We start from the raw sequence: 11,505 nt of genomic DNA, 5'->3' as shown, positions 1-11,505 counted from the left end.
AATAATCTTGTACATCCATAACCCATGGATAAGCCTATTTTGATGCGGTTGCCCTCATGAAGCCAAGGGGATCACATATTTTATTGCTATCTTTGACGAAATTACCATAAATGTATATGATAGATAAGTCCTCATTAGACGAGATTTTCCCTTCACAGATACAGACCCCTTGTTATGTCCTTGAGGAGGAGTTGCTCCGACGCAACCTTTCGCTCATCAAGAGGGTAGCCAAGGAGGCCGATGTGGAGATCATATTGGCGTTCAAAGCGTATGCGCTACATAAGTCCTTCCCTATCTTCCGAGAGTATATAGAGTGCTCGACGGCAAGTTCGATCAACGAGGCTCGCCTGGCGTACGAAGAAATGGGTAGCCCCGCGCATACCTATGCTCCCGTGTACAAGGATAGTGAGTTTGATACGATCATGGCGTGCAGTAGTCATATCACGTTCAATACTCCGGCTCAGTTTGAGCGCTTTTATCCGAAAGTAAAGGCTTTTGCAGATGGGTCTATCAGTTGTGGTATACGTATCAATCCGGAGTACTCGGAAGTTGGTACGGACTTGTATAATCCCTGCGCTCCCGGTTCAAGGTTGGGTACGATAGCGGACGAACTCCCATACCCTCTCCCTAAGGGTGTTGAGGGACTTCACTTTCATACCCACTGTGAGAGCAACTCGTACGACTTGGAAAAAACTCTCGAAGTGGTAGAGGAAAAATTTGCTCGGTATCTTCCGCACATCAAGTGGCTCAATATGGGTGGGGGGCATCTCATGACGCACAAGGACTATGATGTGGAGCATCTCATCGGACTCCTTCGGGCATTCAAGGCCAAGTACCCCAATCTCCATATCATCATGGAGCCGGGCAGTGCTTTTGCATGGCAGACGGGTTATCTTGTGACACAGGTACTTGACATCGTCGAAAATAAGGGTATAAAGACCCTCATCATGGATGCTTCGTTTACGTGTCACATGCCGGACTGTCTCGAGATGCCTTATCAGCCTGCTGTCAGAGGTGCTGAAAAGCAACCAACCCCGGGGTACGGATATAGGTATAGGATAGGGGGAAACAGTTGCCTCAGTGGTGATGTCATCGGAGATTGGTACTTCGATCATGAACCGAAGGTGGGCGAACTCCTCATATTTGAGGATATGATCCACTATACAACTGTCAAGACAACAATGTTCAACGGTATCGTCCACCCTGCGATATACATGCACAGAACAGATGGTCGTTGGGAAGAGTATCGCACTTTTACCTACGATGACTATAAAAGCCGTATGTGCTGATGATGAATTAAGAGAAAAACAGAATTATTGAATAGATAGACATGGCATTTTTCGGATTATTTTCAAAGGAAAAGAAAGAGACGCTTGATCAGGGACTTGAGAAGACCAAAACATCGGTTTTCAGCAAGATCTCTCGTGCTGTCGCTGGTAAGTCAAAAGTGGATGATGAAGTGCTTGATGATCTCGAGGAGATCCTCGTCACTTCTGACGTCGGAGTTGAGACAACTCTAAAGATCATCCGTCGCATAGAGGAGCGTGTCGCTCGTGATAAGTATATGGGTACAGGGGAACTCAATCGCATCCTCCGTGAGGAGATCGCTGCTCTCCTCGCAGAAAACAATACTCAGGATGGGACTGCCTTTTCTATTGAGGGCGAAAAGAGACCGTACGTCATCATGGTCGTCGGTGTCAATGGGGTGGGTAAGACTACAACGATAGGTAAACTCGCATACCAATTCAAAGAAAGTGGATACAAGGTCGTCCTCGGGGCTGCGGATACCTTCCGTGCCGCTGCAGTGGATCAGCTCTGCATCTGGGGTGAGCGTGTCGGTGTGCCGGTAGTCAAGCAGCAGATGGGCTCTGATCCTGCCTCTGTTGCTTATGACACTGTTGCTTCTGCATCTGCCAACGGAGCGGATATTGTTATCATAGATACTGCGGGTCGTCTCCACAACAAGGTGGGACTCATGAATGAGCTTACGAAGATCAAAAATGTCATGAAGAAAGTGTTGCCCGAAGCTCCACAAGAAGTCCTCTTGGTACTTGATGGTTCGACGGGCCAGAATGCTTTCGAGCAAGCCAAACAGTTTACGGCTGCTACTGAGGTAACAGCCATGGCCGTTACCAAACTTGATGGTACAGCCAAAGGTGGTGTGGTCATCGGTATCTCCGATCAGTTTAAGATCCCTGTCAAGTACATCGGTCTCGGAGAAAAGATGACAGACCTCCAATTGTTTAATAAGATGGAATTTGTGAATTCACTCTTCGGCGATGCGAAAGAATAAGGTCGATGTCATAACATTGGGGTGCTCAAAAAACCTTGTAGACTCCGAGATGTTGATGAAGCAGTTTGCTTCGTCGGGTTATACCGTTGCTCATGACCCTGAGCTTGTCAACGGAGAGATCGTTGTCGTCAATACTTGCGGTTTCATAGAGGCTGCACGTCAGGAGTCGATAGACATGATACTCAATATCGTAGAGGCCAAGAAGCGTGGTGATGTGGGTAAACTATACGTCATGGGTTGTCTGTCGGAGAGATATATGGACGAACTCAAGGCGGAGATCCCTGATGTCGACGGCTACTATGGGAAGTTCAACTGGAAAGGGCTTGTTTCCGAACTCGGTAAGGCGTATCACACTTCTCCTGCCGATCTTCGCATCCTCACGACTCCACGCCATTATGCTTTCGTCAAGATTTCAGAGGGTTGTGATCGTAAGTGCGCTTACTGTTCGATTCCTATCATGACGGGTCGGCATATCTCACGTCCCATGGAGGATATCATTAACGAGGTCCGAGGGATGGTCTCAGGTGGTGTCAAAGAAATACAACTGATTGCCCAAGATCTGACCTACTATGGTAGAGATCTTTATCACAAGTCGAGGTTGGCAGATCTGCTCAACGCCTTGTGTGAGATAGAGGGATTGGTGCGTATCCGCTTACACTATGGCTATCCTGCACAGTTCCCATACGAGATACTTCCGGTCATGAGGGAGCAAAAGAAGATATGCAAGTATATTGATATTGCTCTACAACATATCAGCGATCCTATACTGAAGAAGATGCGTCGTCATGTTACAGATAAGGAAACTCGAGAACTCATACGACGTTTCAGAGAGGAAGTGCCGGGTATTCACATACGTACGACGATGATGGTAGGCCACCCCGGAGAGACGGAAGAAGACTTCCAAAGACTCCTTGATTTTGTAAAGGAGACGCGCTTTGAACGACTTGGTGCATTTATGTATTCTCATGAAGATGGGACGTATGGATATGATCACTATGAAGATGATATACCTGCCGAAGTCAAACAAGATCGTCTCGATCGTTTGATGTCTCTTCAGGAAAGTATTGCCTTTGAAGTTGCTGCGGAGAAGGTTGGTCAGACGCTTGATGTGATCATAGACAGGACAGAGGGCGATTACTATATCGGGCGTACCGAATACGACTCTCCCGACGTCGATCCGGAAGTGCTTATCCCGATGTCTGCGAAGGTGTTGGAGATCGGTGAGATCTATCCTGTATTTGTAAACGAAGCCAGAGACTTTGACCTTGTCGGACACGTGATATAGAAGATCTGCGGGGCTATGGATACGACACAATCTATACTGAAGGAGTTAAACCGTTGGTTGCTCTCCCAACTCATCGAGAGACGCTCGGTGAGTTTACCACACATCGGAGAGATCAGTACACAGTTATCTTCGGCTTATGTAAAGGTAAACGAAGGAGTGCAGATGCTTTATCCCCCCACGGTGTCGTTGAGATTTGTCCCTGCCAATTACTTGTTGGATGACCGTCATTACAGCGCTTTGGATGTCAATACTCCGACTCCGATGATCGGAGAAGATGTCGCGTATGCCCTTAGTGACATGCTCAACATCTCGCGTGAAAGTGTGATTCAAACCATCAATGACGAATTTCACGCTCTCCTCAAGGGCCTTTTCAGAGGTAAAAGGGTATCTTTACTTGAGATAGGAGATCTTTTTGTTACTGACGAGGGTGATGAGTTGCTGTTTTTGAACTTTGAACCCAATCCATCGATCCAAGAGTATCTCAATCGCCCCTTTGCTCCTTATGCTCCTGCACCTCTGAAGATCGGGGTTGACTTTCATGATCTTCCCCATTATGGTAGTGGAGAAGAGGCTCCTGATCCTACTGTTGCACAGAAGTATAGGGTAATGCATATCGAACTTCCCCAAGAACCTGAACAAGAGGTAGAGGTTGAGGTGATCAATATTGCACCGGTCGAAGAACAACCGAGCATCGTTGAGGTGAAAGAGGCGGAGCTCGGGGAGACTATCCCGACGTCGTCTCGTCGTCGATCCAATATCTGGTTGTGGTCTGTACCTGCTGCCCTCATTATTTTGGTTGCAGTGCTCTATTTGTCACAAAGAACTGTTACCACAACCGCTCCGACAGAATCAACTCAAGTAATGAGCACGGACTCTTCGGCCAATGTGCAACAACTCAAAGATACTGTCCCTGTCTCTGACGAAAAACCACCGATAGATACATTGACGATATCCTCCGGTCGCAGCCTATATAGTTATGCAAAAGACTATTACGGGCAGAAGATGTTCTGGGTCTATATCTATATTGAGAATGCCAAAGGTATTGATGATCCCAATAGGATTTCGCTCGGTACCAAGTTGGTCATCCCCAACTTGGACAAGTTTGACATCAATCCGGATATGAGGATTGCCGTCAAAGAAGCCAGGATATGGGAGTCGGTCATCATGTCCAAGAAGTTTACGACTTATGAGGAAACGCGTCCGCTTGTATTGGAGCGTTTGGCAAAACAACAATAGTTAAGACATACACCTGACTGTAAAGACGCAGGAAGTTGCGCCATGGATTTGGTATAATCAATCCATGGCGCAACTTCTTTTTTATCTTCCCATACGGACGACAATAGAGAATTTCTTGTTGCAATTTATAGGTACTTCCACAACAAGGTGTAGAACCTCCCGAATCAAGTTGTCTAACTTGATAAATTAAGTTGTCTAACTTGATGTGTCAACTTAGACGACCTTTTTTGGCACAGATCATCTTTCTCTATCCACGATGTTATCGGGTGCTCTCAAACTTTGATTAATATCAGTGGATAAGTCTGTCAGAGTGTTTCTTTTTGGAAAAATTGTATATTTGTTACTATCCATAAAATCTAACCTAATGCTATCTATTTGTAGTCTATGAATTACTTCCGCTTTTCTCCACTCATCAGTATGGTGGTGAGGCTCTTGTGTTTTGTCTCCATGTTGTGTTTTTCCACGACTCTTCGGGCGCAAAACATCCTTACGGTACACGGTATGATATCTGACAATACGACGGGCAAAGGAGTGCCCCATGCTACCCTTTATGTCAAGGAGACACAGAGTGGGGCGGTGGCAAATGATGATGGACACTTTGTCCTGCATCTTGCCGAAGGGAGATATACGATCATCGTGAGGTCATTGGGATACGGCTCGATACAGTCCACTGTAGATATTTCAGCAGCTCGTACCGATCGGCTCGGGTTTTCTCTGACTCCTGTGGCTTACGCCCTCGGAGGTGTGACCGTAGATCCGAATAGAGGCGAAGATCCGGCTTACGCCGTGATGCGTAGAGTGATGAGTCGCACTCCCATGTATGAGAAGATGTTGCAGTCTTACACTGCCCGCACTTATACCAAAGGATCTATGAAGTTGGAGAAGCTACCCTTCTTCCTGAGGGAAGTTCGGAACGAAGGAGTTGCGATGAAAGAGCTTATCGGAAAACGCTTTGTTGTGGAGGGAGAGTTGGAGACCAAATACTCTGCTCCGGATACTTACAGCCATCACACTTTGTCTATGCGCTCTTCAATCCCCGAAGAGTTGGATAGGAAAAGTAAAAAGGGATTGGGCACGCTACACTCCATGATAAGCAATGTTTATGGTAAAAATATAGGCTTGGGAGACAATGGCTCGATACCGAGTCCGATAAGATTCAATGGACTGTATCAGTACAAGTACAAGTTGCAAGGGATCAATACGGATGGTGATGAGACGGTGTACCACATCAGTTATGCCGATGTTGAGGGACAATTTTCCAAGGGCGAACTCTGGATATCCGACAAGGCCTGGATGCCCATACGTCTGACTGCTCAGATGAGCATCATGGGGGCATTCAAGCAGGATCTTGAGGTGACACTGAATCCGGTCGAGGATGACATCTATCTGCCTACATCCTATATCTTGGATATGGATGTTTCTGTGATCGGAGCAAAGATGAACTTCAAGTACTACTCCTCCACATCTTACAGGGATATGCACATGTCGGATGCCATACGTGCCATAAGGGACAAAAGGTTGTCCGAAATGCAAAAGGTGATGCCCGAGGATGCCGTATTTGCCTCTATGAGTGGTTTGCAGAAGAGAAAACTCAACAAGAAACTGACCGAAATAGAGCTCAACATGGATACACTCGGTACCCAAGCTCGAGACAGGTTTATGGTGCCTACCGTTACCCGTAAGATAGAGATGTCCGTAGATACTCTCGCTTATGACAGAGACTCTACTTATTGGGAACGAGTGATAACAGCTCCTCTGTCCAAGGATGAGTTGGAGAGCTATCTCAAGAGGGATTCCATCAAGACGGAGTTTGAGAAACGGAGAGTTTTTGCTCCAAAGAAAGAGGGTGAGCGTACGGGAGGAAGTCCCTTGGCTACGATACTTTTTGGCTACGACAAGAAGTTGTCGTCAAAGTGGACGCTTGGTGTCAATGGACTGTTAGGTATGTTGTTCAACAATTATCGATACAGCGACGGGCTTTGGCTCGGGCCGACATTCTTTGTCAAGTACGCCAATAGCAGTGACACCAACCCCGTCTCTATGGAGATCCGACCAAGTGTCTACTATACCACCAAACACGACAACGTTTACTGGGATATCGATGCTCAGCTCAACTATGCCGGTATGCGGAGGGGCAAGCTGTCTTTCCGCGCAGGAAGACATAGTGATGATATCGGAGGTGAAAAGATGAACTTCAGTTCCAATTTAGCCAATGCCTACTTTACCCTATATGATGGCAGATACTCATATCAGTTTTATGATAAGACTTACTTCCGAGCGGGGAACAAAATAGACCTCTTCAACGGGCTCAATCTTGAAGTCGGAGTGGAACACAGGCACAGTGCTCCTCTTCCTAATGAGACGGTCTGGGGCATTGTGAAACCGGAGGGGCAGAGCTATCTCTCGTTCCAAAATGCTCGTGACCCTCATCCGTTCAAGAACTATTACAGCATGCCCGATCACCACTCGAATACTTTTGATGTCAAGCTGACATTCAATGCCACTCCTTATTACAAGATCGTAGATGGACGCAAACAGGTGTTGAATGAGTATGATATGGATGAGATACTCTCGGAAAGCTTCTCTGTCACTCGAAATACTGAGAAAAACACAGTTGAGGTCTCCGTCAAGACTTCTGCCCCGACCGGAGGTGTAGACTGGCGCAACCGGAACAATACTTTTTTCACTCTGCACTACAAACATGCAGTCCCAAGGGCCAACTCCATAGACAGTGATTATAGCCTTTTGACTGCCTCTTTGTATGGTCGGACGTACTTGTCCTTGCGCTATGCATTGAGTTATAGGTTTAGTTTTGGGGTATATCCGCATCGTACGAAGATGTATGCCGACGACATGTATTATGTTAAGCGTGCCAATCTGATAAGTGTGAACAGGGGTGATTTCTTATTTCATACCTTACCCCCTTACACCGCTGTGGGAGAGATGTTTGCAACGGGTGGTATATACGCTCCTCTTCCTAACATCGTGAGCAATCTGTTCGGCAGACTCAAAGTGCTCGGAGGAGAGGGCCTGGTGCTCAAAGGATATTGGGATAAGAGCCGATCCGACAAGTTGTTTCTCGAAGCCGGATATAATCTGGCGCTTCCCATGGGTATTACATTGGGAGTGTATTATGGAGGATATGGTTTCAAGGAGGACAGAGGTGTCGCCATCAGGAGTGTATTTACATTTTGACCTCTTGTCTCAGATATAAACATCCGAGATAATTATAATTCGGAAGAAAAAATAAAGGGTTGCGTATTCATTGATACGCAACCCTTTATTTGTATTGTGATGGTCAGATGTTATTTCTTGGTCTGAGCCATGAGTTCTTTGACTGCAGTCTTGAGCTGGGTGTCTTCATCACGCAAGTATTCTTCAGGCGTGTTGTAGACAGTGATGTCGGGTTCGAGTTGGTTGTTTTCCAACACTGTGCCTTTGACATCGGTCACTGTTACTTGAGGAATACCGAATACGATGGATGGATCGATCTGTCTTTCCCACCATACCGCAGTCATTGTCCCCGGAACCGGTGCACCGATGAGTTTACCGATACCCATTTCTCTGTACACGACAGGGAATCCGTGAGCATTTGAGTAGTTACCTTCACTCATGAGGACTGCCGATGGCTTGGTCCACTGTGCAAACGGGTCACTGCCGATGTATCTGCCACGAGGCGTGAAGCGTCCGTACTCCTTGCCGGTAAGCAGGATGACAAGGTCTTCGTGGAGCCAACCTCCACCGTTGAAACGTGTGTCGATTACGACTGCGTCACAGTGGCGATACTTTCCGAGTAGATCCTTGTATGTCTTGCGGAAGGATTCGCTATCCATCCCTGCGATATGGATGTATGCGATCTTGCCGTCAGACCACTTCTTGACCATCTCTTCACGCTGTGCCACCCAACGTCTGTACAAGAGTTGAGTTTCTTGAGCTTGTAGCATCAACTTGACATACTCTTCAACTTCTTTGTCTCCCTTTTTAGGGTTACGCATGGTTACGAGGACGCGCTTTCCAACCTTACCGTTGAGGTATTTTTCGATCGGGGTATTCGCTTTGATCCTCTCTCCGTCTATGCTTGTGATTATGACTCCGGGAGCTGCGATGGTTTTTGAATTGTCCAGTGGACCGCCCTTCATGATTTCCTTGATCTTGACGCCTTCGCCTTTGTAGGTGTCGTCGTAGAACACGCCCAAAGAGGCTGTCACCAATCCGTGGTTACGAGCAGAGTAACGAGCTCCTGTGTGAGATGCGTTGAGCTCTCCCAAGATCTCAGATAATAGTTCGGCAAAGTCGTGGTTGTTGTTGATGTAGGGCAAGAAAGAGCGGTAGTTGTCCGAGTACATCTTCCAGTCTACACCGTGGAGGTTGACATCATAGAACTTATCCTCTACCTGCTTCACTGCGTGGTTGAACATGTATTCTCTTTCTGCAGCAGGTTTGTACTCGAAGTTGGCTTCGTAAGTTACAGGTTTAGCCTTGCCGCCTTCGATCTTTTGGATGCCTTTACTTGTGATGACATATAGGGTCTTGTCGTCCTTGCCGAGTGTCATACGACCCATATTGACATTAGGAACAAGCAGTTTGGTGGACTTGGCAACAAGATCGACTTCGTAGAGGTTGCTTGCATCATCAAAGCTGGCAATATAGTACAACTTTTCACCCTTGGAGTCCATCACGAAGTTTGACTGACGGCCGGAGGATCTGGTCATACGCACTGTGCGATAGTCAAGACCATTAAGATTGAACTTGAGGGCAGGAGTTTCCTTTACTTCCTCTGTTTTGTCCTTCTTGCCTTTTTGTTTTTTCTTGTTTTTGTCTTTGCTGTCGTTTTTGCTGTCTGCTTCTTCTTTTACATCCTTTTTGTCCTTTGTCAAGATCTCTCTTTCTTCCTTGTTGAGCAGGTATCTGTCGTAAGCTTCTTGATCCAAGAATGTCATGTAGATGTCAGTCTCTGCACCCCAGCTACCATGGCTGCGGTAGCCCGCTCTGTCAGAGAAGAATGCCACCGCTTTACCTCCGAGGACAAACTTTGCACGGCCATCGCTATACCCACTCTGAGTAAGGTTGTGAGTCTCGCCCGAACCATCTGCTTTGATGATGGCGACATCTTTGTTGTTCCATCCTCCGATGCCGATGTAGTCCGTTACTATCCACTTGCCATCAGGACTCCACTCAAACCATTGGTCTCCGTCAGCATAAGAGTAGTTATACTTGACATCCATTACGACTCTCTCTTTGCGCGTCTTTAGGTTGAGCACAACGATGCTTGTACGATCGCGGAGGAATGCTATCTCTTTGCCGTCAGGGCTGAACTTGGGATCAAATGAAGGCTTGGCATCGTCTGTAAGTCTCGTTTCTTTCAGTTCTCGAGCATAAGTAAACCCGCTGTCTTCCTTACGGACAAGTTCGGTCATGAAGAGATCCCACTTGCCGTTTCTTTCAGCAGCATATACGAGCTTGCGGCCATCAGGGCTGAATACCACATCGCGTTCTTGCTGAGCGGTATTGGTGATGCGCTTGGTGGTGTTGTATTCTACAGAAGTTACAAAGATTTCGCCCCTCACGACGAGAGCTATTTCCTTATTGTCCGGTGAAAGACTCATCTCTGTAGCACCGTTTGTCATCTTCAACTGGTGAGCATCGAGAGGCGCATTGTCAGAGTAGACTCTCACGTCCACCTTTGTGGGCTTACCACCTTTGGGGAGATAGTAAAGTTCTCCGTTCCAAGAGTAAGCAAGGTTGCCCGCATCATCAGTCGAAACATATCTGACAGGGTGATTTTTGTACGTTGTCAGTTGGGTAGACTTGCTACCGTCAAGAGCTCTTTTATAGATATTGAGTGTGCCATCCTCTTCGGATGTGTAGTAGAAGGCATCTTCGCCCGCTACCCAAAGAGCATTGCGATCCTCTCCCTTGAATGTTGTCAATTTCTTGTATCCGGCTTTTTGGTCGTACAACCAGATATCTCTCGTGATAGAGGACGTGTGGTGCTTACGGAAAGGATCTTCGTATCCTTTTATATCCGTGTAGAGAATCTTTTCTCCTCTGATTGATGGTTCGATCATGGAAACTGCGCTGAACATCTCAGGACGTCCGCCTTCAGCAGATACTGTATAAAGCTGGCTAAAGCCTCTAAACGGGAAAATCCCCATCTCTACCGCAGGGCGGATATTTGCATCAAAGATCACATTGTTATTGTCCTTGAATGCTACCGGCCTTTCGGAGGCGCTGTTGAATGTCAGGCGGTGAGCCGCTCCACCATCTCTCGATGTGAGGTAGACATCAAACGACCCCTCTCTGTCTGACGCAAAGGCGAGTTTGGATCCATCAGGGCTCCATACCGGATTGGTGTCAAACTTTGAGTGGGAAGTGATCTGTGTCGCGCGTCCTCCTTGTGTTGGCACTGTGAAGATGTCACCTTTGTAGGTAAATGCGATGATCTTACCATCGGGTGAAAGCGCTGTATGACGCACCCATTTGGGAGCTTCTTGGGCCGAAAGCCCTCCGGCAACAGCTACACTTGCGAGAAGTGTAAAGATTGTTTTTTTTGACATGGCTTGATAGTATTTAGTTAGTTTAATGCTCTACATTGTGAGGCTCGGTTTGTCTCGAGTCACTGTGGATTTTATGTTTATCAAAATACAAAGAGTGAGAGTAAGTATCTGTTTTGACTTACTCCCACTCCTTT

The 11,505-nt window shown here is 46.9% G+C and carries 6 protein-coding genes; 5 read left to right on the top strand and 1 reads right to left on the bottom strand.

Annotated elements, in window-relative coordinates:
* Positions 1-116 precede the first annotated feature (116 nt).
* The 5 genes from nspC to Q4A14_RS00510 all read left to right on the top strand — a co-directional run bounded on the left by nspC (position 117) and on the right by Q4A14_RS00510 (position 8,009).
* Positions 117-1,289, top strand: coding sequence for a carboxynorspermidine decarboxylase (gene nspC / locus Q4A14_RS00530; RefSeq protein ID WP_303169138.1), 1,173 nt, complete (start codon positions 117-119; stop codon positions 1,287-1,289).
* A 41-nt stretch (positions 1,290-1,330) separates the two neighbouring features.
* A complete protein-coding gene (gene ftsY / locus Q4A14_RS00525) occupies positions 1,331-2,293 on the top strand; it encodes a signal recognition particle-docking protein FtsY (RefSeq protein WP_303169137.1) in 963 nt (320 codons plus the stop codon).
* A complete protein-coding gene (gene rimO / locus Q4A14_RS00520) occupies positions 2,280-3,578 on the top strand; it encodes a 30S ribosomal protein S12 methylthiotransferase RimO (RefSeq protein ID WP_303169135.1) in 1,299 nt (432 codons plus the stop codon). The genes ftsY and rimO overlap by 14 nt, the downstream gene beginning before the upstream one ends.
* 15 nt (positions 3,579-3,593) lie before the next feature.
* Positions 3,594-4,814: a hypothetical protein gene (locus tag Q4A14_RS00515; RefSeq protein ID WP_303169134.1), complete on the top strand. Its 1,221-nt coding sequence runs from the start codon at positions 3,594-3,596 to the stop codon at positions 4,812-4,814.
* Between the two features lie 384 nt (positions 4,815-5,198).
* On the top strand, positions 5,199-8,009 hold the full coding sequence (locus Q4A14_RS00510; protein ID WP_303169133.1) for a DUF5686 and carboxypeptidase-like regulatory domain-containing protein: 2,811 nt from the start codon (positions 5,199-5,201) through the stop codon (positions 8,007-8,009).
* 110 nt (positions 8,010-8,119) lie between these two features.
* On the opposite strand, the gene Q4A14_RS00505 is transcribed toward Q4A14_RS00510, so the two are convergent.
* On the bottom strand, positions 8,120-11,371 hold the full coding sequence (locus tag Q4A14_RS00505; protein ID WP_303169132.1) for a S41 family peptidase: 3,252 nt from the start codon (positions 11,369-11,371) through the stop codon (positions 8,120-8,122).
* Positions 11,372-11,505: the final 134 nt, after the last annotated feature.

The sequence above is a fragment of the Porphyromonas sp. genome (assembly GCF_030529325.1).
Classification (GTDB): Bacteria; Bacteroidota; Bacteroidia; order Bacteroidales; family Porphyromonadaceae; genus Porphyromonas_A.
This window is presented reverse-complemented; position numbering and strand designations above follow the sequence as displayed.

What these genes read in the sequence shown, in the direction of transcription:
- Q4A14_RS00510 (WP_303169133.1), top strand. Translation starts at nt 5,199, where the DNA reads ATGAATTACTTCCGCTTTTCTCCACTCATCAGTATGGTGGTGAGGCTC.
- rimO (WP_303169135.1), top strand. Translation starts at nt 2,280, where the DNA reads ATGCGAAAGAATAAGGTCGATGTCATAACATTGGGGTGCTCAAAAAAC.
- Q4A14_RS00505 (WP_303169132.1), bottom strand. Translation starts at nt 11,371, where the DNA reads ATGTCAAAAAAAACAATCTTTACACTTCTCGCAAGTGTAGCTGTTGCC.
- nspC (WP_303169138.1), top strand. Translation starts at nt 117, where the DNA reads ATGATAGATAAGTCCTCATTAGACGAGATTTTCCCTTCACAGATACAG.
- ftsY (WP_303169137.1), top strand. Translation starts at nt 1,331, where the DNA reads ATGGCATTTTTCGGATTATTTTCAAAGGAAAAGAAAGAGACGCTTGAT.
- Q4A14_RS00515 (WP_303169134.1), top strand. Translation starts at nt 3,594, where the DNA reads ATGGATACGACACAATCTATACTGAAGGAGTTAAACCGTTGGTTGCTC.